32 protein-coding genes are annotated in these 20,698 nt (G+C 59.8%); 30 read left to right on the top strand and 2 right to left on the bottom strand.

All coding sequences use genetic code 11. The features are described 5' to 3' along the window. The first annotated feature begins 17 nt into the window (after positions 1–17). The 30 genes from AC1DIJ_RS04515 to ligD all read left to right on the top strand — a co-directional run bounded on the left by AC1DIJ_RS04515 (position 18) and on the right by ligD (position 19,752). On the top strand, positions 18–446 hold the full coding sequence (locus tag AC1DIJ_RS04515; protein ID WP_477831214.1) for a hypothetical protein: 429 nt from the start codon (positions 18–20) through the stop codon (positions 444–446). A gap of 3 nt (positions 447–449) precedes the next feature. Then, positions 450–821: a head decoration protein gene (locus tag AC1DIJ_RS04510; RefSeq protein WP_477831213.1), complete on the top strand. Its 372-nt coding sequence runs from the start codon at positions 450–452 to the stop codon at positions 819–821. Positions 822–833: 12 nt separating this feature from the next. Continuing rightward, a complete protein-coding gene (locus AC1DIJ_RS04505; protein ID WP_477831212.1) occupies positions 834–1,844 on the top strand; it encodes a major capsid protein in 1,011 nt (336 codons plus the stop codon). A 101-nt stretch (positions 1,845–1,945) separates the two neighbouring features. Further along, positions 1,946–2,320: a hypothetical protein gene (locus AC1DIJ_RS04500; protein ID WP_477831211.1), complete on the top strand. Its 375-nt coding sequence runs from the start codon at positions 1,946–1,948 to the stop codon at positions 2,318–2,320. A gap of 4 nt (positions 2,321–2,324) precedes the next feature. Then, positions 2,325–2,717 carry a hypothetical protein gene (locus AC1DIJ_RS04495; RefSeq protein WP_477831210.1) on the top strand — a complete coding sequence of 131 codons (393 nt, stop codon included), beginning with the start codon at positions 2,325–2,327 and terminating at the stop codon, positions 2,715–2,717. Then, positions 2,717–3,427, top strand: a complete 711-nt coding sequence (locus AC1DIJ_RS04490; RefSeq protein WP_477831209.1) for a hypothetical protein — start codon at positions 2,717–2,719, stop codon at positions 3,425–3,427. Before AC1DIJ_RS04495 ends, AC1DIJ_RS04490 begins: the two co-directional genes overlap by 1 nt. Before the next feature lie 43 nt (positions 3,428–3,470). After that, complete coding sequence (locus AC1DIJ_RS04485; RefSeq protein WP_477831208.1) at positions 3,471–3,647, top strand: hypothetical protein; 177 nt, start codon at positions 3,471–3,473, stop codon at positions 3,645–3,647. Positions 3,648–3,651: 4 nt separating this feature from the next. Next, entirely contained in the window at positions 3,652–5,130 is a 1,479-nt protein-coding gene (locus AC1DIJ_RS04480) for a hypothetical protein (protein ID WP_477831207.1), read from the top strand. Positions 5,131–5,186: 56 nt separating this feature from the next. Further along, positions 5,187–5,558 carry a hypothetical protein gene (locus AC1DIJ_RS04475; protein ID WP_477831206.1) on the top strand — a complete coding sequence of 124 codons (372 nt, stop codon included), beginning with the start codon at positions 5,187–5,189 and terminating at the stop codon, positions 5,556–5,558. 1 nt (position 5,559) lies between these two features. After that, a complete protein-coding gene (locus tag AC1DIJ_RS04470; protein WP_477831205.1) occupies positions 5,560–5,934 on the top strand; it encodes a hypothetical protein in 375 nt (124 codons plus the stop codon). A 59-nt stretch (positions 5,935–5,993) separates the two neighbouring features. Further along, complete coding sequence (locus AC1DIJ_RS04465) at positions 5,994–7,889, top strand: phage tail tape measure protein (RefSeq protein ID WP_477831204.1); 1,896 nt, start codon at positions 5,994–5,996, stop codon at positions 7,887–7,889. 3 nt (positions 7,890–7,892) lie between these two features. After that, positions 7,893–8,351, top strand: coding sequence for a DNA circularization N-terminal domain-containing protein (locus tag AC1DIJ_RS04460; RefSeq protein WP_477831203.1), 459 nt, complete (start codon positions 7,893–7,895; stop codon positions 8,349–8,351). Beyond that, positions 8,351–8,974, top strand: a complete 624-nt coding sequence (locus tag AC1DIJ_RS04455) for a hypothetical protein (protein WP_477831202.1) — start codon at positions 8,351–8,353, stop codon at positions 8,972–8,974. Before AC1DIJ_RS04460 ends, AC1DIJ_RS04455 begins: the two co-directional genes overlap by 1 nt. 1 nt (position 8,975) lies before the next feature. Next, complete coding sequence (locus AC1DIJ_RS04450) at positions 8,976–10,019, top strand: phage baseplate assembly protein (protein ID WP_477831201.1); 1,044 nt, start codon at positions 8,976–8,978, stop codon at positions 10,017–10,019. After that, complete coding sequence (locus AC1DIJ_RS04445; RefSeq protein WP_477831200.1) at positions 10,016–10,459, top strand: phage baseplate assembly protein domain-containing protein; 444 nt, start codon at positions 10,016–10,018, stop codon at positions 10,457–10,459. Before AC1DIJ_RS04450 ends, AC1DIJ_RS04445 begins: the two co-directional genes overlap by 4 nt. Before the next feature lie 27 nt (positions 10,460–10,486). Next, a complete protein-coding gene (locus AC1DIJ_RS04440) occupies positions 10,487–11,023 on the top strand; it encodes a phage GP46 family protein (RefSeq protein WP_477831199.1) in 537 nt (178 codons plus the stop codon). Continuing rightward, the gene (locus tag AC1DIJ_RS04435) at positions 10,995–12,074 is read left to right on the top strand and encodes a baseplate J/gp47 family protein (protein WP_477831362.1); all 1,080 of its coding nucleotides are present in this window, start codon (positions 10,995–10,997) and stop codon (positions 12,072–12,074) included. The genes AC1DIJ_RS04440 and AC1DIJ_RS04435 overlap by 29 nt, the downstream gene beginning before the upstream one ends. Beyond that, a complete protein-coding gene (locus tag AC1DIJ_RS04430) occupies positions 12,067–12,855 on the top strand; it encodes a hypothetical protein (RefSeq protein ID WP_477831198.1) in 789 nt (262 codons plus the stop codon). Before AC1DIJ_RS04435 ends, AC1DIJ_RS04430 begins: the two co-directional genes overlap by 8 nt. 14 nt (positions 12,856–12,869) lie before the next feature. Next, complete coding sequence (locus tag AC1DIJ_RS04425; RefSeq protein ID WP_477831197.1) at positions 12,870–13,826, top strand: hypothetical protein; 957 nt, start codon at positions 12,870–12,872, stop codon at positions 13,824–13,826. Positions 13,827–13,836: 10 nt separating this feature from the next. Beyond that, positions 13,837–14,598, top strand: coding sequence for a hypothetical protein (locus AC1DIJ_RS04420; RefSeq protein WP_477831196.1), 762 nt, complete (start codon positions 13,837–13,839; stop codon positions 14,596–14,598). Further along, positions 14,595–15,083, top strand: a complete 489-nt coding sequence (locus AC1DIJ_RS04415; RefSeq protein WP_477831195.1) for a hypothetical protein — start codon at positions 14,595–14,597, stop codon at positions 15,081–15,083. The genes AC1DIJ_RS04420 and AC1DIJ_RS04415 overlap by 4 nt, the downstream gene beginning before the upstream one ends. Beyond that, on the top strand, positions 15,080–15,658 hold the full coding sequence (locus tag AC1DIJ_RS04410) for a DUF7338 family protein (RefSeq protein ID WP_477831194.1): 579 nt from the start codon (positions 15,080–15,082) through the stop codon (positions 15,656–15,658). The genes AC1DIJ_RS04415 and AC1DIJ_RS04410 overlap by 4 nt, the downstream gene beginning before the upstream one ends. Before the next feature lie 26 nt (positions 15,659–15,684). Next, positions 15,685–15,906, top strand: a complete 222-nt coding sequence (locus AC1DIJ_RS04405) for a DUF7940 domain-containing protein (RefSeq protein WP_477831193.1) — start codon at positions 15,685–15,687, stop codon at positions 15,904–15,906. Next, positions 15,893–16,492 (top strand): lysozyme, encoded by a 600-nt coding sequence (locus AC1DIJ_RS04400; RefSeq protein WP_477831192.1) that lies wholly within the window; start codon positions 15,893–15,895, stop codon positions 16,490–16,492. The genes AC1DIJ_RS04405 and AC1DIJ_RS04400 overlap by 14 nt, the downstream gene beginning before the upstream one ends. Then, positions 16,492–16,941 (top strand): hypothetical protein, encoded by a 450-nt coding sequence (locus AC1DIJ_RS04395; protein ID WP_477831191.1) that lies wholly within the window; start codon positions 16,492–16,494, stop codon positions 16,939–16,941. Before AC1DIJ_RS04400 ends, AC1DIJ_RS04395 begins: the two co-directional genes overlap by 1 nt. Beyond that, positions 16,844–17,182, top strand: coding sequence for a hypothetical protein (locus AC1DIJ_RS04390; RefSeq protein ID WP_477831190.1), 339 nt, complete (start codon positions 16,844–16,846; stop codon positions 17,180–17,182). Before AC1DIJ_RS04395 ends, AC1DIJ_RS04390 begins: the two co-directional genes overlap by 98 nt. Next, positions 17,169–17,459 carry a hypothetical protein gene (locus AC1DIJ_RS04385; RefSeq protein WP_112597599.1) on the top strand — a complete coding sequence of 97 codons (291 nt, stop codon included), beginning with the start codon at positions 17,169–17,171 and terminating at the stop codon, positions 17,457–17,459. Before AC1DIJ_RS04390 ends, AC1DIJ_RS04385 begins: the two co-directional genes overlap by 14 nt. A 16-nt stretch (positions 17,460–17,475) precedes the next feature. Further along, positions 17,476–17,901 carry a hypothetical protein gene (locus AC1DIJ_RS04380; protein ID WP_477831189.1) on the top strand — a complete coding sequence of 142 codons (426 nt, stop codon included), beginning with the start codon at positions 17,476–17,478 and terminating at the stop codon, positions 17,899–17,901. Between the two features lie 108 nt (positions 17,902–18,009). Continuing rightward, positions 18,010–18,522, top strand: coding sequence for a hypothetical protein (locus tag AC1DIJ_RS04375; RefSeq protein ID WP_477831188.1), 513 nt, complete (start codon positions 18,010–18,012; stop codon positions 18,520–18,522). Positions 18,523–18,711: 189 nt separating this feature from the next. Next, positions 18,712–19,752, top strand: a complete 1,041-nt coding sequence (ligD, locus tag AC1DIJ_RS04370; protein WP_477831187.1) for a non-homologous end-joining DNA ligase — start codon at positions 18,712–18,714, stop codon at positions 19,750–19,752. Between the two features lie 106 nt (positions 19,753–19,858). On the opposite strand, the gene AC1DIJ_RS04365 is transcribed toward ligD, so the two are convergent. Both AC1DIJ_RS04365 and AC1DIJ_RS04360 read right to left on the bottom strand, forming a co-directional pair. Beyond that, the gene (locus AC1DIJ_RS04365; RefSeq protein WP_477831186.1) at positions 19,859–20,245 is read right to left on the bottom strand and encodes a thermonuclease family protein; all 387 of its coding nucleotides are present in this window, start codon (positions 20,243–20,245) and stop codon (positions 19,859–19,861) included. A gap of 77 nt (positions 20,246–20,322) precedes the next feature. Beyond that, positions 20,323–20,698, bottom strand: a 376-nt coding sequence (locus AC1DIJ_RS04360; RefSeq protein ID WP_477831185.1) for a hypothetical protein, incomplete at its 5' end; no start/stop codon positions are given.

The following is a 20,698-nucleotide window of genomic DNA, read 5'->3' as shown; positions in this document are numbered from 1 at the left end:
CTACTGGAGGGTCATCTATGACCGCACCGAATAACCCGGGCGGCGCTTCAACCGGCGCCGACCTGGCCGCAACTGCAGTGGCTACCGCAGCCGCATTGGCAAGCGTTGAGGCCACAAGTCTGAAAACCGCAGGCGATCGCTTCTCCGCTGTGATGGGTGCCGATGGTATCAAGGGCGACGGCAAGCGTATGGCTGCAGCGCTCGATCTGGCAACACAGTCTCCGGCGATGGCCGCCGATGCCGTCGTCAGCTTTGTGGTCGCCAATGTACCGGTGGCGACGGAAACCAATCCGCCTGCGAGCGGTCAGGCCACCAGCTACGAGCAGAAGCGTCTCGCTGCTGCCGGCTTGGCTCAGCCCGGGGCTTCCGCGTCCGCCACACCTAAGGCGGCGATCGATCGCAACGCAATCTTCGCTGCGCGTCGCGCAGCCGTGAAGGAGGCATAAGTCATGGCAGCCGCAGTTGAAGGTCCTCGCGACCTCGCATTCGTCCTCACCGAACTGGACGGCACGCTTTCCCGCGATGCTGTGACCGTTGCCTCTGGCTCCGGCAAGCTCGAACCAGGCACGCTTCTCGCCAAGGTTACGGCGAGCGGAAAATATGCGCCGTCCCCGGCTACCGGCTCCGACGGTACGCAGACGGCGATTGCCGTTCTCGCTTACGGCGTCGACGCCACCAGCGCAGACGTCGATGCCGTCATCGTTGCGAACGACGCGGAAGTGAAGGCTCCCATGCTGATCTTCCATTCGTCGGTCGACGACGGAACCAAGCGCGCCGCCAAGCTCACGCAGCTGCGCGCAGTCAACATCAAGGCACGATAAGGAGAGCCTTCTATGTCCGCACCGAATGCACATGCCGGCGATCCCTTCAGCCTTGAAAGCTTGACGGCAGCCGTGAACGCCGAACCGTACCGCCCTGGCCAGATCAGCGCCTCCGGTCTGTTCGAAGAAGATAGCGTGAGCACGACAGTCGTCTCCGTCGAGCTCCGCGATGGCAAGCTCGGGCTTGTTGAACCGAGCGAGCGTGGTGGTCCCGGCGAAACGACCGGCGACGACAGCCGCCGGAAAATCCCGTTCGAAGTCGATCACTATCAGCGTGACGACTCTATTCTCGCTGACGAAGTGCAGAACGTCCGCGAGTTCGGCACGGAAACCACGCTTGAAACGGTCGAAGGCCGCGTGAACAAGAAGGCACAGCGGCACGCTCGTGACTTGACGATGACGCTCGAGCATCAGCGCGTCGGCGCGATCAAGGGCAATGTGACCTCGAAATCCGGCAAGGTCCTGATCGACCTCTATAGCGCCTTCGGCCTCGCGGTTCCTTCGGCGATTTCGTTGGAGCTTGATAACGACGCTACCAATGTACCGTCGCTCTTTCAGGACGCGATCTACGGCGTCGAGGATGCGCTCGATGAGCCTTACGAAGGTATCGAAGTCTGGACTGGTCGCGATTTCCACAAGGCTCTCTGGATGCACAAGTCGGTGCGCGAGACGTTCGTTATCAACTCCGGTGCTGTTGTTCTCCGCCAGGATGTCCCTGACGAATTTCAGTTCGGCCGTGCGATCTGGCGCCGCTACAAGACTGGTGCAAAAGCGACCGCTGATCTCGGGGCGCCCTACATTGCCGCGACCGAGGCTCGGCTCGTCGTCACCGGCGTGCCGGAGTTGTTCATTACCCGCTTCGGACCGGCTGACTACAACGAGACGGTCAACACCCCCGGCCTCCCGTTCTATTCTCGTGCGATCGAAAAACGCAACGGCAAGGGTTACGATCTCGAAGTACAGATGAACGCGATATCGCTGTGCACCCGCCCGCAGGTACTTCGCAAGTTTACGCTCACCTGATCCTCCCAAGATCGGCGATGCAGCAGGAGGCCGGTTCACCCGGCTTCCTGTTTCCCGATGTCTGGCTATCAGGCATCCGGCAACAGGAAAGGACGCTCGCCATGGCATCGAAAATTGGTATCGCCTTCGTCAAGGGAGGCATCATTCCGGCTACAATCCTCAAGAGGGATAAGGACGTCAGCGTCCCGCCGCATGAAGCGATCGAGGTGCCTGCCGAATATGCTCAGCATCTGATCGATGACAAGTTCGCATATGCGAAAGACGTCGAGAAGGCGCCGAAGACCAAGAAGGAGGCGGCGACCGGCAATGGTACGGCAGGCGACACGGATGTCGCTGCGCAGATTGCCGCAGCCGAGCTTGCGTTGTCCGAAGCGAACGGCAAGCTGGCTGCGGCGGGCGATGATGCCGTTGCCAAGGCGGCGGCCGGCAAGGAAATTGCAGCTGCCAAGAACCTACTGAAGAAACTGAAGGGCTAACGCGGTGGTCGACTGGGAAACGGCGCGTATCTTCACTCAGGAAGCGTGCGCCGAGATCTTCGACTACACTGGATGCCGGTTGCATCCGCGAGTGTCCGGTATCACCGTCAATCACGCGACCGCTGACGATCCTGGACGGGAAGCATTCGACTTCACCGGATCGATTGATCTGGAGCCTCCCGCAGACAGGATCCCGCGTCACCTGTCGTCTGACACTGGAATTCGAAACGGCACCGTTTCCTATGATGCGGTGCTGACCGCACATGTCGCGGACTGGCCGTATCTGCCGCGCCGCGGAGACTTCGTCGTTGCGGCGGGCAAGACCTGGAAAATCGAGGCGAAGGAGGAGGACGGGGGTCTTCGTCCTGCCTGGTATCTTTCGCGAGTGAAAACCTGATGCTTTCTTCCGAGGCACTGAGGCTGGCTGCTGTCGAGGCGCTTTGCCCGACCGCAGCCGCACTGGCAGGTGAGGGGTTCCCAACGCTCGCCAAGGCACGGGTGTTCGACAGCCGCGCCGCGGCGCTTGAGGATCTCGATGGCGATGCACCCGAGGGTTATACGCCAGTTCTCTCGCTATACACGCCGGAGGCTGGATACTCGCTGAGAGCATCGGCCGCTGCGGTCGACGATACGGTTGCGGACGCGGCGCTCGATATTGTCGCGGAGCTAGCAGTTGCGGCTAATGATGACGACGGCTCGTTCGTCGACGCTATCGCCGCCACCGATCCGCAGGCGCGCATCGTGCTCGCCGCCCTGTGTTCTCAGGTGCGATATGTCCTCGAATACAGCGAGAGCGGCTCGCTGTGGCGTCACATCGTGCGGGACGTGAAATACGAAGAGCAGACCTTCGCCGTTCCCGAACTGGGGCTTCGCTGGCAGCGTGTGAGGATGCGGTTCCATTGCGGGATCAGGGATGACGACTTCAGCGCTCCCGGCCTGCCGGAGCCGCTGGCAACGGTGTTCGCGCGGTTGCCAGCTCAGTCCTATGCCAAGGCGACGCTGTCCGCGCTCGTTGCTCACTTCCAGCAGGTTCCGCCGCCTGCGCTCGAAAGGCTTACCATCGCGGCCGACGGGGACATTCCCGGCGCTGTCGTCGACCTTACTTGACCGCACGGGTCGGACCCCGACCCCAGAACCCGGAGATCCTCCAATGAAGAAGACTTACATCGCGGCTCCCGGCCGCGTGATCCCTGGCGGCTGGCCCGAGGACGGTCGGCCGATCAACGAACTCGACCAGTTCGAACGCAATCTCGTGAGAGATGGCGACCTGATCAATGCGAAGGCTGCGGACGAGCAGGCCGACAAGGCCGCGAAGAAGAAGGACTGACGACATGGTAGCTAACATCCCCAGCGACATCGTCGCACCGCTCCTTGCCTTCGATGTCGAATCGGCGGGCCAGTTCTCTTCGGAGACGAAAGAAATTCTTCTCGGACACGGCCTGGCGGCCGGTACACTTGCTGAGGGCGGGATCGCGCTCTGCTCCAGCGTTAACGAAGCTCGTCTTCTGGCTGGCCGTGGTTCGATGCTGGAAAGCATGGCGATCCGCACTTTCCAGAATGCACCGACGCAGGAACTCTATCTGGGCCGCGTTGCCGACACGGGCACGGCCGAGATCCGCACGGTCACTGTTGGTGCTATTCCGGCTAACGGGGGGCAGGGCGTTCTCTCCATCGCTGGCGAGGATGTCTCTATAGACATTGCGGCGGGCACCTCAGCAAATGCCGTTGCCACTGCCCTAGCAGCGGCGATCAACACTTATTTCAATGCCGCGACCAAGAAGAGCCTGCCTTTCACGGCGACGGCGGCTACCAATGTCGTGACCATCACCGCGCGTCACAAAGGCATCTATGCCTCGAAGCTCGACGTCAGCGTGCCTGTTATCGACGGTGGCAACGCCTTCGCCAACATTCTGGCATTTGCGACCAGCACGCCCGGCGCTGGTGTGCCTGATGTTGCGATCATCCTTGCTGCGATGGGCGACAACCCGTTCGAGATCGTCACGTCTGCGTTCGGGGACGACAGCAATCGCACGAAACTCGACGATTTCCACAACAACACGGCCGGCCGCTGGTCCTATGCCCAGCAGCTCTACGGCCATGTGTTCTATCCGAAGACGGGAACCACGTCCGAGCTCACGGCTTCGGCGTTGGCGAAGGATACGTGGCATCTCACCATGTGGCCGATGTTCAGCAACGCCGGCATGGCCACGCCCGATTATGAGTTTCTCGCGGCTTGCGTTGCGAGGATCGCTCCCTTCCTGGGTGGTGGCAGCGATGGCCGGGTTTCGGTGAACCAGTCCGGTCTGAAGGTTGAGGGCGTCCTGGCACCGCGCGACCGGAATTACTGGCCGGGCTACACGACCCGCGACGTTCTTCTGAAGAACGGCGTCTCGGCTTGGAAAGTCAACAGCAGCGGCGATGTGCTGATCGACAAGGTCATCACGCAGCAGCAAACGACCAATGGCGTTCCGGACACCGTGTTCCGCGATATTCAGGCGGTCTACCAGCTGACCTATAGCTTGAAGTTCCACCGGGCAGCCCTTGCGAACGAGCATTCGAATGCGGCAATCGTCGACGACAATCCGGCAAGCAACCCGAACCTGCGCACCGTGCGGGATATCAAGGCGACGCTGGTGAATTCTACGGTCCAGCTTCAGGCGCGTGGTGTTGTCGAGGCTTCGCAAGCGCTGCTCGATCAGATCGCGGTGACACGGGATCTCGACAATCGCAACCGGGTGAACATCGTCCTTCCGATCGACCGGGCGAACCCGCTCGATATTTTTGCTGGTCTCGCCCGCGTCCGCGCTTAGTGCGCAGGCGTCCCGGGCTCCGCTCTCAATCGTTATAGTTATCAGGAGAAACAGCGATGGCTGGTAAGGATTTCGGCGGGCGCATGAACGTCCGTCTTTCAAGCGGCAGGATGCTCGCGTTGCGCGGCACCTTCAGTGTATCGAGCGGTAGCGCATCGTCTGAAGCGACCACCAATCAGGACGCATCGATGGACCGTGTGTTCACCCCCCGCTCACCCAGTGCGGTGATCACCTTCCGGGACGACGTCGATGCCGACGATCTGCTGCTGGCGCCGCGGCAGAATATCGTCATCAACGAAGAACACACCGGCGTGACGCATCACTTTATCGATGCGGTGTTTACCGGCACTCACGAGGCGAACCGGATCAATGGTGAGGCCTCGGGCTTGACCATTGTCGGCGAGACCTATCGCAAGACGGGCGGCTGATATGGCTGACAAGACGATCAAGCTCTCGCAGCGCTACGAGCCACCTGGTGAAACGCCGTTCGACAGCATCACGCTGCGCGAGCCGAACTATCAGGACATCGTCATGTCGGGCCTTGGGTTCCCGCAGGAAGCCCAACCGAACGGCCATGGCGGAAAGGTGATCCTCACCTTCTGGCCAATCATCGACGAGTATGCGCAAAAGCTCGTGCGGCGTCCGGAATACAAGGATCTCGCCACTCTGAACTTCGCCGATACAAAGGCGCTGCAGGATGCCATCTGCGATTTTTTCCTGCCGGCGGCGTCGGCAGCTTCGCCAGCGCCGCAGACCAGCTCGTCTTCAGGCTCCGATGGGATGCCGCAACAGTCCAACGGATGACGCTATCGGAAATTGCGTGGTGGGTCCGCCGCGCAATGATCGTTGCGAAGGGGTAATCGATGACGCGCGAAGTCGAAGCACGGTTGAAGATCTCGGCGGTCGATAAGACCGGCCGGGTGCTGAAGGGTGTTTCCGACAAGATGGCGGACATCAACAAGCGTGCGGCTGCCCTCAATCGGTCGCAGGGGATGTTGGCGAAGGGAAGTCAGGCAGCCTTCGGTGCAATGGCTCGGTACGCGGCGCCTGCAGCTCTGGCTTTCGGAGCAGCCAAAGCCCTCAAGGACTTTGCGGCGATCGAGCGCGAAATGAACCGGATCGGCATCACAGCGAACGCCAGCGCTACTGAGACGAAGGAGGCCTTCGGTGACATTCAGAATGTCACGAAGCAGCTTGCCATGGGCGTTGGCGACGGCGTCACTGCGCTCGATACACTGGTTGCCTCGGGTATGGATCTGAAGGAGGCTATGGCCTTCCTTCCTTCGGTTCTGGCGACAGCGCAGGCTTCAGGCGCCGCCACCGACGACATCGCCAACACGGCAATCAAGGCGGCTTCGGCGCTGAAGCTCGAAACCAGTCAGATGCAGCACGCCTTCGATATCATGGTCGCCGGCGGCAAGGCAGGCCAGTTCGAGCTTAAGGACATGGCAACCTATATTCCTGACCTGGCCAACTCGTTTTCGTCGCTCGGGTATACTGGCGAAGATGGTCTCAAGAAGCTGGTGGCGATCCTGCAGACCATCCGTGAAGACACAGGTTCGGCGTCCTCAGCCGCGACCTATGCGCAAAATGTGTTCGGCAAGATCTACTCTGCTGACACTGCGACGAAGTTCTCGAAGATGGGTATCGATCTGCGCAAGGAGATGGATGCTGCCCGCAAGAGTGGCGAGGATACCGTTTCTGCGTTCGTCCGGATCTCGAAAGAGGCTGTGAAGGGAGACCTTAGCAAGCTACCGCTGCTCTTCACTGACGAGCAGTTCCGCCTCGGCATGCAGTCGCTGATGACCAGCGCCGACAGCTATGAAAAGTTCCTGAAGACGGTCAATGAGACCGACGTCGATGGAACGGTCTTTCGCGATCTCGCTCGGGTTACCGGCGACACGCAGGCGAGCGTGGACCGGCTGTCGAGCAGCTGGGACAAGCTGATGAACAGCATCGGCCGTGGCGCAGCCGTTCCTGCCGTGCCGGTCATGGATGCGATCTCGAAAGACGTCGATTACGGCAGCGCTGTTAGGGACACGCTCGGCAAGCAGGGCAACGGCTATTGGGCGACAGAGACATGGATGGCGAAGAACCTGCCTTTCGGTTCGTTTTCGCATAGTGACGCTGCTGACAAGCTTGCTCTGGCCGGTGGCTATCGCGATCCAGAATTCCTGAAGCGCATGCGGCAAGGCCCGAACATGCCGCAGGGGCCAAGGCTTCCGGAGTTTCCGGGTGGCGACAGTCATATGGATCCACGCAAGCTGCCTGGGACGGGTGTCCCAATGCCAAGCTCCCGGCCCTCCGCTGTCGATGCTCCGCGCGCCAGCGCAGCTGAGATTTACGGTCAGTATGCTGACAGCCGCAACGGCGCAAACCAGGCATCGCTGCAGCGGGCGAAGACGGCGGGGATGCCCGGCGCCCCTGCCATCTCGCCGGATTTCTTCCGCATGCCCTCGAAAGAGGAATTCAAGGATGCGCTGAAGATCGATCTCGGCGGCGAGGAAGCCGGACAGCAGGTTGCCGATGGTGGCAAGGAAGCTGGAAAGCATATCGAAGAGTCCGCCGCTTTGATCAAGGTGGCTGGTTACGACGTCAGCACTGCGATTGCCGCTGCCGCCGAGAAGCTCGCTGCGGCTGCCGGAAAATTCGGTTCGCTGGGTCCGGGACCGGGCGTGGCAGGCGGTCGGGTCAATGCGGACACCGGCCGCTCGATGCCGGCTTCGATCAATCGGCCGATGAATGCCGGGATGGAGTAGGGGATGCGCAACTGGGCACGAGATCTGCGGCCGGCGAGTTTCCGCGGCGAGCGCTTTTGGGTTGATCAGGAGTCTTTCGCCGGGGGAAAGCGGATTGCCCGGCACGAATATGCCGGTGGCCGCCGAACCGTCCTTGAAGAGGCAGGGCTTGCGACGGCGAACTACGATGTCACAGCCTACCTGCTCGGCGACGAAAGCGACCGGCAAGCGCTTTCGCTCGCGACGGCCTGCCTCGCCGTTGGGCCGGGGCGTCTGGTCCTGCCGATCGATGGCGGGTTCATGGCCTATGTCGAGAATTTTCGCCGCTCCCGCGAAAAGGACCGGCAGGGTTATATTGCCTTCGATCTCTCAGCCGTTCCGCTGAGCAACGAGGCGGGCACGACGCTTCGGATCGGCGATGTGACAATTGCCTTTGTTGAAAGGCTTGCCGGTGCTGTGTCTGGATTTTCGAGGTTGTTCTGATGAGCGTCGATCGCGCCTCACTCTGTGCCTGGCTTGCAGATCTGGCGGCAGTTCTCGTTTCAGACGAGGATGACGCCTCCGCCTTCAGCACGCGGGTTGATGCTGCCCCATCATTGGACGCGGAGGGTTTTGCCGCGGAGTGTCTGTCGCTGATGCGCGTCATTGGCGAGAGTGTCTCGTCGCCCGCTGAATTCGACAGCCTGAAGGCTGGTGTATTCTCCAGTGCCGACACGCGTGACGCCGGGAGGATTCTGCTTGCGGCCGGTCTGGCGATTGCAGGCGCGCGAGTGTCGTGGATTTCCCGGCCTCAGGCCCGCGCTGGCAGGGAGCGCGTCTCTATTACGGGAGATACGGCGCTGTCTGTTGTCTCGACGATCGGCGCGGATGCGGCCGATCTCTATGGATGGCTCTCCAACCTGGTGCAGATTTCCGTGCGCCTGATTTCGGACATTGCTGCAGACCTTGTGCCCGTCGTGTGGATTGAGACCGGCATCTCGATGCCTTCGACGGTCCTTGCCTACAAACTCTATGGCGACGCGTCACGGGCCGGCGGCCTCGTCGATATCGCCGGATCGTCCACCCCGATGCTGATGCCTGTCGGTTTCGACGCCCTGGAAGGCTGACATGTTCGAGACGATCACGATCGCAGGTTTTCCTCCGGTCAAGACCATCACCATCGACGTCTCCGCGGAGGAGGCGGTCCGTACTGCCAATCTCGACCTGGTGATCAGAGGACGCGGCCTACCCATCACCGTCGGTCAGGAAGCGGCGGTCGATGCCAGCGGAACGCGGATGCTGACTGGCTATGTCCGCGATATCGCAACCGGTTACGAGGCTGATGATCGCAGCCTCGGCTGCAGTCTTGTGTCGAGGACTGTCGATTTCGTCGAGTGCTCGGCCGAGCATCCGACAGGCGAGATCTTCGACGAGGATATCGTGGGGATCGCCAAGGAACTGGATAGCCTTGGTATCGGCATCAAATCAGACGGGACGCGCTTTCCGAAGGAGCCGCGCCATAAGCTCGGACTGGGAGAAAGTGCTTTCAGCTCGATCGAGCGCCGCGCCCGGGGGCGGGGCGCGCTGATCCACGATACGCCGAAGGGTCAGATCATGATTGCCAGCAAGCCTGGCGGCATGCATGCGGGAACACTGAAACGCGGCGTGAATATCTTGCCAGGTCCAACTGCCAACTTCACGGAAGCGAACCGCTACAGTCACACGAAGGTGCGCGGACAGGCGACTGTCGGGACCGGAAAGCAGCAGCTCCGGCCGCAGACCTCGGTTCACGACAAGGGTGTCAAACGACACCGGCCTCTCATTCTGCCGCATGAGGGTGAGACCACGATCGACCGCATGAAGAAGCGGGCCACGTGGTCGGCGCGGCGAGCGGCCGGAAACAGCGTAACAGCGAACCTTCCCGTCACTGGCTGGCGCGATAAGGCCGGAATGATCTGGCAGCCGAACTGGCTTGTTCATGTCGAGGACGACTGGCTAGGGATCGAGGGTTTGATGATCATCAAAAGCATCAGCTTTTCGCAGGCGGACATGACCGTGGCGACGCTTTCTCTTGCTGATCCCCGAGCCTTGGGTGGCGACAACCCACGCGGCAAAAATGCCAGCAACTATGCGGCGCCCGGTCTCGTTGATGCGGAGTATGGTGAGGAATGATCCGGCTCGATTTTGATGGCCGCGTCGAGGAGAAGGATGGTCAGCAATTCGTCTCTGGCCGCGGCGCCTATGGCGATGGCTGGACGCGGATCTATCGTCCGGAGCCTCACGGTTTTGCTTCTAGCCCGATAGCCGGCGGCAAGGGTTTCGTCCTGCCAAAGCCTGGAACTCCCGACTTCGCGTTGGCGATCGGAGGCGAGCATCCCGACAAGCGGCCGGTTTTACCGCTTGGTGGGTCCGCGATCTATGACGCATTCGGCAATATCCAGAAGTTCGTCTCGGAAGGGATCATTGTCGATGTTGCCGGGCGGACGATCACGACGACGGCCGGTGGCTGGGTACTCAACGGTCCGGCGACCATCAACGGCGATCTGCAGGTGAACGGCAATATTACCGCCTCAGGCGTGATCACCGACAGCGACGGCAATAACGGGGCCTGATCCCGCTTAACGAAAACGAGGATATCCGTGGTTCGCATCATTCCCAAGGATGATAGCGCTGAGCCCTATCGCGCGCCGGATCTCGGCTGGGATGGGATTGTCGGCGATCTCCTGTTGAATTCGCCTGACCACCCTACCGCGCCGGGCGATTTTCGCGCCGAGCAGGGATTGGCGACGCAGGTTCTCATTCACCTCATGACCGATCGTCGTGTGGAGGAAAGCGAGCTGCGTGACGGCGAAGAAAACCGGGGCTGGTTCGGCGACAGCTTCGACCAGATGGAAGGCGAGGGGCCGCTCGGCTCGCGCTGGTGGTTGCTGCGCAGGCGCTCGCTCTATGAGGGGATCGAGATCGATGCCCAGGATTATGCGATCGAGGCTCTCCAGCCCTTGATCGATCAGGGCGCCGTGTCGCGGATCGAGGCAGTTGCGACAGCTGACCGTCAGGCCAATCGACTTGATTGCGTCGTTAATCTTTACGGGCGCGACGGCGTTCGCGTCTACCAGCGCAAATTCGAAAATTTATGGAGACAGATCGATGGCGTGGACAGTCCGCTCGCTGGATGAGCTTTCGTCGCGGGCGCGCGGTTACTTTCGCCAATATACGCCTGGCACCGATACCAGCCTGAAGAATAACTTCGTTACTGTGGTGGCAAAGGTGCTTGCCGGTCTCGGGCATGAAGTTGAATTGCGGATGGCCAACCTGGCCCGGCAGCTGTTCGGCAGAACGGCCAACCTTCCGATGCTGAAACTGCATGCCGGCGATGTTAACATTTTCCAGAAGCAACCTGCATCGTCGTCCGGTGTGATTGTCGGAACCGGCGAGCCTAACCGGGTCTATCCGGCCGGTATCCGTTTCGGATCGGGGTCACAGATCTATATCTCGACCAGGCCTGCGCAGACAACGCCTCTCGGGTCTGTCAGTTTCGAAGTAGTATCTGAGGGAAAAGGGGCGGCAACCAACCGCGATGCCGGCGGCGCGATGTCGTTGTCCGATCCAGGCCTCTATCCGACATTGGGGGTTGATCTTGTCGTCGGTGACGCGGGCTTAGGTGGCGGCGCCGATATCGAGGATGTCGAAGCGTTCCGCGCCCGATACCTGTTCAGAAAAGCAAACCCGCCAGGCGCCGGCAAACTGACGGATTACGAGCAGGCCGTCCTCGATGTGCCTGGAGTCCTGAAGGCATGGGCGTATCGAGATGTCGTCACGCCTTCATTCATCGTCGTGTTTTTTCTGTTCAAGGACCGGCCGGATAACATCCCAACCTCGGGCGACGTGGTGGCTATTCAGGCCGCCGTCGATGCCAAGAGAATGATCCGGGTCAACGATAGTGTGGCGGAAGCGCCAACCCCACAGGCTCTGAACCCCATCATCGCCAACCTTACGAATGATACGCAGGGCGTGCGCGAGTTGATCGAGGCTGCATTGACCAAGATGCTGTTCGACAAGGCGCGGCCAGGTGTTGCCGCTGACGTCTTCGTGCTTTCGCGCAGCTGGATAACCGAAGCGATCTCCGGTGTAGCAGGTGAGGCAAGCCACGTTCTGAACTGGCCGATCGAAGACATCGCCTACACAGACGGACGGTATCCGGTCATGGGAACCGTGGACTATGTCTAAATCACCCTATGCGCATACGCTGACGAACAGCTTCACGCCACGATCCCAGGCGGCGTTCACCCTTCCTGCGGATGTTCTTTCGCAGCCATCCAGCGACGATCTGATCTCGGCAGGGCTGTCGTTTTGGCCCACGGGGCCAGCATGGGGAAGCCCTGACGCCGAGGCGGTGTCGCTGGATGGACTATTGGGCCGCTTCACGCGTGTGCTCCTGGCGCCCTTCGCCTTTGCCTATGCCCGCGCATGGCAGCTCGTCGGAGAGTCCAGCGCTCAAACTGTGAATGAGACGCTCGACGAATGGGAGGCTGATTACGGCCTGCCGGAAACATGCTTTACCGGCGAGCAGTCAACGGTGCAGCGCCTGACCGCGCTTCGCCGCAAGGTCGCGGCAGAGCCCCTTAACCACCCGGAAGATTTTGTCCGGATCGCCTACGAGTTCGGTTTCGTCGTCGAGATCGAGGAGCCTTGCATCTTCGAATGCGGCTTTTCGGAATGTGGTGGTTACCACGAGACGGGCGCGGCGGCGGAAGAGGCCTATGTCATCGTCCGCGTGCGGGACACATCGGAAACGTATTTCGAGGTGGGTGTGTCCGAATGCGGACTGGATCCTCTCTTCTCGCTCGGTGAGGCCGAACAGATCTTGTGCTTCTTCCGGCGGGAGATGCCTGCCTGGACGATCCCCATCCTCTCGCCGTGGATCTACCTCGACAATCTGGTGACCGAGGACGGCACACCGATCGTCGATGAATACGGCAATGAGCTGCTGATCACTGTCACACCCTAAAAATCGAGGTTTCAATGGAATACAACGCTCCCTATGGCAGCGCGGACCCGAACGCGCCGTATGTCGATCGCAGCACGCCTGGGGCGACTTCAGGCTCGCGATTGCCCGCAAGGGCAGCAGAGCATCCCCAGCGTGAGATTATGGCTGTCATCGCAGCTGGTGGTTTGACGCCTTCGAGTGGTGACCTGACGCAGCTTCTACAAGCAATTCAGCAGCTGATCTCGGCGGCGACCGGTGGTGGCGATACGAGCAACTTCGTCCTGATGCCGCAGGCTCGTGCGCGCCTGCCCATCTATCCTGAGGTTCTCAGGACTGACGGAATGATCCCTGTCGTCTCGCCGTCCGCCGGTCAGGTGCGTGTGCCGGCGGGTATCGACTTTCTGCACCGTGGCATCTTCACGGTGACGACCGTGCAGACGGATTTCGCCGTGGCCGCAAGCAAGACGTATCACCTGCGGTGGTCGCCCACGGGTGGCTATGTCCTCAAGGATCTTGCTGACCCTGCCTACAATGCGGGTGTCCTCGCAGAGGCCAATGCACTATTCGATTCCGGCTATGACGACATGCTGATTGCGCGTGTCATGACCAGCGCCGGTAACGTGCCTACGATCACCAACCTGGTCAACAAAGCCAGATTGTTTGATGCTATCCTCGTCAACGAGAGCTTTACGCGGACGAGCTCCGCCTCTGCTGGCGGGAACTGGGTGGCGCCATTCTCCGCTATCCCGCTCAACTGGGCGCGTACGCCTAAGGTGACGGGCCGCGCGAGCCGTATCGGCTACAACGGCGAGCTTCCTCACGTTCCGGAAGAGCCTGCGCTTTCTCTCTCCGGGTCGGGCACAGACGGCAGCGGGACAGCGAATGCGGTTCTTTCCCGCTACGTGCTGCAGCCGATCGCCACCATCGATCTCAATGACCCATCGCAGTCGAGAACGTTCGGTATGCAGCTTTCCGCGACCCTGATGGCATGAGGATTTGACGATGGGTACACGTATAGACCAGCTTGATCCGGGAGCCGCGTCGGAAGATCACAAACTTCCAGCCATGCTGAACGGTGCAACGATCTTTCTAACCGTTCGTCAGATTTTGTCGTTCGTTCAAGGCAAGGTTGCGGGGTATCTGCCTGGCTACTTCCACGCTGCGACAGCTAAACCGACGCTCGCCGATAGCGATGAGTTCGCAGTAGCAGACAGCGCGGACGGTTTTTCGCTGAAGAAGTTGACGGTTTCGAACCTCATCAGCACCATTTTTGTGGGCAGGCAGATTGGCAACGCATGGTTCACGGCGACCACTTTCCGCCTGAAGAATGGCGGCGGCTTTTCCCCAATCTTCTCAATCGCTGGTCTGACTGCGGATCGAACCTGGAATGTTCCAAACTCGGATATCAGCTTTCCGTTTACCAAAGAATTCATCAGCGCTCAGCAGACAATTACGACCGCAGGATTGCTCACGCTCGCGCATGGCCTAGGTGTGGCGCCGAAAGTCATCATGCCTGTTCTTGTTTGCACAACTGCCGAGAGCGGATACTCGGTGGGGAACACCATTCCTTGCCCATACACGGCCGTCTCAACGTCCGCTAACGACAACTTCGGGGCGTCAATAGACTTCAGTGACCCGACGAACATTCTGGTCCGGTACGGGTCGGCGGGGGCGGGAGTGTTCTTGTATACGCATAAGACGACCGGTGCGCTTGTAGGGTTAACCAACGCCAACTGGCGTCTAGTAATGAGGGCGTGGGCATGAGCGAAGACCTGGAGTTGACAGAGGCAGACGTTGCCAATGTGCCTTTTTCTGTTCTGCCGCCGCCGGAAACAAAATATTATGTTTCCGCGAACGGCATCTACATCGGTGGATACGCCGGCGTGGAGCCTCCTGACGCGGCGATTGAAGTACCGACAGCGCCGGACGATGCACGGCAGGTCTGGGATTTCGACACATCTTCTTGGGGTGAGATTCCGCCTTTGACCGATTATTCCCTGGCGGCTGACGTTCCCTGGTTGCGCATGACTGATGAAGAGGCCGAGCTGGTATCTGATGCCATCGATTCCTCGCCAGTCAGGACAAGGCAAATCATCAATAAGGCTACGGTTTTCACGACCGGAACGGACGCGTTCATCAAATTCAAAGCGATCATTTCCGATGCGCTTTCTTCCGCGCGCGCCAGCGAGATCATGGGCCCGCCATTACCTTCAGAACAGTCGGCAGTTGAAGGAGATACATTGTCATGATCCTCCGCTATATCCTCTACTCCATCCCGAATGGTTTGCTCGTTTTGACGACGTGGGGCATTCTATCCCCGATGTTGATTGGGTTGCTGTGGTGGTGGGGCGTTCCGCTGGCCGTTAGCCTGTGGACATTGCTGCTTCTTTTGTTCAGCGCACCCAGTCTGGCCGCTCTCTCCATGGCGCTGCGCAAACCGGTGCTGCCCGGCGTCCTGCAGTGGTTCTCGACGCTCGACAATACGCTCGATGGCGGCCAGAAGCAGGGATACGAGGTTGGCGCGACCGGCTGGAAGCTCTGGTGGCAGCGCACATGCTGGATTTGCCGAAACCCCGCGCACGGATGGCAATCAAACCTTCTCGGCATGTCGGCGGAGGCTCTGGTCTATCTGAAGGCGCCTGCCGATACGGACAATCCGCGCTACTGGTTGATGGCGAACAACCATCATCGCTTCTTCATGTGGAAGCGTGAGCAGCCGCTCTTTGCCGGCTGGTATCTCAAAGTCTGGCTCGGCTGGTTGAACGTCGCCTATGACGGCGTCAACTGTCACTACCAGTTCAATCTCGGCCTCAAGCGCCAGTAACCACCCGTATATCATTGGAGGCTTCCATGCTCGTCAGCAACTGGCGCGCAGTGCTGAAGCGTGCCTGGTCGGTGCGCTTGATGCTGCTGGCCGGAGCGCTCTCCGGCCTTGAGTTTTCGCTTCCCTACCTCGACGGCCTTGTGCCGATCCCCCCACGTCTTTTCGCTGCGCTGTCTGGCCTGACGGTCGGAGCGGCGTTCGTCGCACGCCTCATCGCACAGAAGGGTATACCCGATGCCGATCCATAAGATTTCCCCTTCAAAGCGGGGCAAGGCAGCTATCGCGGCTGCCATGCTCGCAACCATTCTCGCAGGGTCCGGCACCTATTTCGCCGTCAATGAAGACATTCCTCCGCCGGCCGCCACCTTGGCCGTGGATAGCTTGATCAAGCCGTGGGAAGGGTTGGTGCTGAAGTCGCACTGGGACCCGTATGCGAAGATCTGGGACATCGGATATGGCGAAACCCTGATCGACGGCAAGCCTGTCAAGGGCGGAATGACGATCACGCGGCAGCAGGCTGAAGACATGCTGCGGCGGCGCGTCTATCACGATTACTATCTACCGCTGACGAAATGCATCGACGGGTTCGAGATGAAGCCCGTCAGCCTTCAGGCGTCCATGACCTCGGGCGCATACAATTTCGGCGTCGGCGCTTCCTGTAATTCGACGGCTGCACGCTTTGCCCGGATCAATCGATACCGGGAAGCGTGTGAAGCGCAGACCGCGTTCAACAAGGCGGGCGGGCAGATCGTCACCGGCCTGGTGAGGCGCCGTGAGATGGGAGACGCCCAGCGGATCGGCGAGGCGGAGATCTGCGTCTCGGGACTGAAGTGATGAGCTTCGTTTTCTGGGTCATCAAGTTCTTTGGGCCGGTCGCGGTGACGCTCGTCTGCACGATTGGCTACTACGAAGGCGTTCCCGCCCTTCGGGATATTCCTTACGCCTCAAAGCTGCCGTTGGTGAGCTGGTTCATCGTCGGCAGGGTCGAACTTGAGCGCGCCAAAGCAGCTGAAGCTGCACGCGAGGGCTATGTGCAGAGGGCAGAACTGACCGCTGCCAAGGCCGAGGCTGAGCGCTATCGCACCCAGTCAATCCAGAATGCTCTGTTTGCCGACGAAGCGCGCCGGCAGGCGACCACCGCCAATGCAAAGCTCGCCGCGGAACTCGCAGGGCAGGAGAGGAAAGATGAAGAGGATACTGATCCTGATGTCAGCCGCTGGCGTCAGTATGACCTTGACCGCCTGCGCGGGAAAGCAGGCGCTGCAGCTGGCGAGGCTCGATAATGCTGCGGCGCAGACAGGTCAGCAGCGGGCAGGCGACAATCTGCCGGACTGGCCAAGCTACTGCCGTGACGAAATGCCTGGCGTCGAGCCCAAGCTCAACGACCCGATCGACGGGCCGCAGAAGCGTTGGCAGATCGTGCGTGCCAACGAAAACGCCCGCGTCCAATGGTGCGCAGATCATTACGATCGACTTCAAAAGTCGCGCCGTGCGGGAGGCGGAAAGGTTGATGATGCCACTTGATCGCCAGGACCTCATGCAGCGTGATCTTGAGGCGCATGCCAAGACGATTTCCGAATTCACCACGAGCATCGCCGAGATCAAGAAGGAAATAGCGATCAGGGAAGTCGAAGACGACCTCAACAAAGAGTTCCTCGAGAAACGGTTGACTGCGATCGAGAAACGACTTGATCGGATCAACAATCTCGGATGGTGGCTCTTGGCTGCCTTCGGTGGGTCGTTCATTACCCTGCTCGCCAACTTCGTTTTCAAGGGAGGGCTGGTCCTTGTGGCAAAGTAGGCTGAAGGCCGCGGGCGTGGCGCTGGTGAAGCTGATGTGCGCGGTGATCGTGTTCTTCAGCTTTGTCTTCACAAGCTATGCCGTAGGGCCGGCACTTGAGACGAAATATAATCCAGTTGTCTCGAAACTCGAAATTACCTCAATGCGCCAACTTCCGGATGGGCGAACAGAGATCCGTGCTGCGTTCCGGAAGCTGCGCACGTGCGAATACATAGGACTCGCTTGGTACGTTGGGACGAGGCCTGACCGGTTCGAGAGAGTGCCAGTCACGCTGATGCGCGATCGCGACGATACGGGTAGCCCTAACCGGCCGGTCGGATATCAGGCTGTAGGTCCGTGGATCATCGGAGTATCGATCGATGAACTGCGCGGCCACAGTTTCGCGCAGCTCGTGCATCGGTGTCATCCATTCTGGAATACGATCACCGATTTCTTTCCGTGACTAGGGCGTTGCATTAAAGATGGGTGCGCCGTTAATCTTGACGAAGATTAGAAGTTGATTTTCCGCATTTGATCGCTGAGATTGTTCCGAGAGATCACGGAGTGAGTGATGGTTCGCGCATACATCTTGGCATCTGCAATCTCTATCGGTGCAGCGGCATCAGCATCGGCCGGGCTTCTTCAATGGTCTTCAGAAAAGGAGGCTGATCCGTTCTCCGGCGGCGAAAGCATCACCGCCGACTTCATGAGTTCGCTGAGATCTGGCGTATTTGTACTTTGCGATTCCGCCAAGCCCGGAATAATCGTGCGTGCTATACCCGGCTTCACCTATGACGCCAAGCTTGCGGAGTACCGGCCGAAGATGAAGTTCGCGTTCGATGGCAAGTTGCTCTTTGTACAAGACGGCGAGACAGGATCGGTGGGCGATAATTTAGCTGTTTCGCAAACGCACCTTGAAGGTGTTGCTGCGAAAATGTTCGTCGAGGCTTTTGTGGCAGCGAAGAAACAGATCGCGATTGATGACGGCATCGCCGATAAGCCTCACCTTCTTACCGCGCGAGGATCGACAGCCGCAGGGCAGGCAATCGTGGGATGTGTCTCGAAGCAAAGCGTGGCACAATGAGAGTCGAGAAAGGGCTCGCCACTCATTACACCGGCGAGCCCTTCATGCGCCAAGGTGTCCGCCAAGACGCATCAGCGCTCGAAACTAATCACATCGAATGATGAGAGTCCCGCGACATCAGCGGGACAAGGCGCCTTTGTACGTATCCAGACAAACTGCATTTTAAGTATTTGCTGATGAACTCGCGGCATGACCAAGCCGCCGAAGTCAAAGCCGCTTCTCCGCGAAGCCGATCAGCCGGTTCGATCCCGGCCACGCAAGCCGCGCGATCCTGCGCAGCCAAACCTTCCCTTCGATCCAATGCCGGCACGGATAGAACCGTGTCTTGCCCTCCTGAAGCACAAGCCGCCACAAGGCGAGCAATGGTCTTTCGAGGTCAAATGGGACGGCTATCGTCTTGCCGTTCACATAGAGCCGTCCGGCGTCCGGATCCTCACCAGAGGCGGTCACGACTGGACCCACCGCTTCCCCCTCATCGAAGCCGCCGCCAAGGGTCTGCCGGTCTCCACGGCCATCCTTGATGGCGAGGCGGTTGTTCTCGACGAGCAAGGCCGATCGGATTTCAGTGCCCTTCAGCAGTCGCTCGGCGGCCGAAGCGGGAAGGCGACCTCCGGCGACGCCATCTTCATGGCTTTCGATCTGCTTTATTTCGATGGTCATTCCTTCCTGAACACCGAACTCGCGACGCGCCGGCATTTGCTGGAAGGGCTCATTACCGGCGAGGGCGCCATCCGGATATCGGAAGAAGTCGAAGCTGACGGTGACGCTCTTCTCCGAATTGCCTGCGAGCATGGCCTCGAAGGTATCATCGCGAAAGATCGAAACAGCACCTACCGCAGCGGGCGTCTCGGAGATTGGCTTAAAATCAAGTGCATCCAATCCGACAGCTTTGCGATCGTCGGCTATGAGCACTCGATGTCGGCAAGGGCAGGTATCGGATCGCTCCTTCTGGCAGGCAAGAGCGGCGGACAGCTCGTCTACGTCGGATCGGTCGGAACCGGGTTCAAGGAAGCCGCGACGTGGAAACTGCGCGAGGAGCTAGACAAGCTGGCTACCAAGAAACCGGCGATCGATTATGGCGGCCGTCGCAAGAACATCGTCTGGACACGACCGCGGCTGATAGCCGAGATCGAGTATCGGGCTTGGACGGCCGATGGGAAGCTCCGACACGCCTCGTACAAAGGGTTGAGAGATACCGCGGATCGCGCGTCCGTCTACGAGATCGAGTAAAAAGAAAGCCCCGCACGGAGCGGGGCAAGTCGCGAGAGTGACATAGCTGGCAGAGGAATGAGCCAGCGCCCTATGAACGCGGCCATCCGTCAAACGGTTCCACGGTTCAAGCACCTGGCGCGCACCAGTCGTTCCGATGATTCGGCCGCCACACGCGCGCAAAGCCTTCCCGCAACAGCGTCTGCCCGACTTCCTCGCCGCTCGCCCGGTAGATGTTGATCAGCGGCCGGTGCGTCTGCGTTTTGTCCACCGCGCCGCTCCATTCCAGACGCAATCCCTTTTCAGCCAAAAGCTCTTTCAATCTTCCCTTGGCGATCAACGCCAGCTTCCGTTCCTTCAAGCACTTTGCGTGCGATCCTATCTCCGGGGTATCGATCCCCGAGACGAACGGAACACCTTCTCCCAGTAGACGCATGTTCTGCCCTGTCGGCAGGCACTTCACCGTGTCTCCATCGACAGCCACCAACGAAGCGCAAACCAGCAATTCAAGCATTTTTTAACCCTCACGCCCAGACCGATCCCTAACTCCGGCGGATGGCCCTCGGCTGCTCCTGGCATCCATACATGAGTTCAGGCCTCTCGTTTTGGCAAACGTTTGGTGGTCTGCCTAATGTTCTGCAGTCGCTCAATGCCCAGTTTCATAGCAAATCCGCCGCCGGAGACGAGTAGCGCCAATATCGCGATATAAAGTGTCTGTCTAAGGATGCCGAGTTCGGTCATCAAATCGTTTCTATGAAAATAGAAGGCTACCCACATCGCGAGTACAAGGAACGTTGCACGCAACGCGCCTTTCGAAATCCTGAACAGATATCCGAGGGTTCCCACTGCGACGGCGTAGCCGATCGCGAAGACGGTCACCATGGTGTAACCGCTAGCAGCATAGGCTTGCGCCCATGGGTTGCTGGCCATGCCGAACGGCACATCAGGAAAAAGCTTGTCCTTGAAC

Source organism: Rhizobium sp. 10N427 (genome assembly GCF_056394605.1).
Note: the sequence above shows the minus strand (reverse complement) of the source record. Positions and strands in the feature narration are given on the sequence as shown.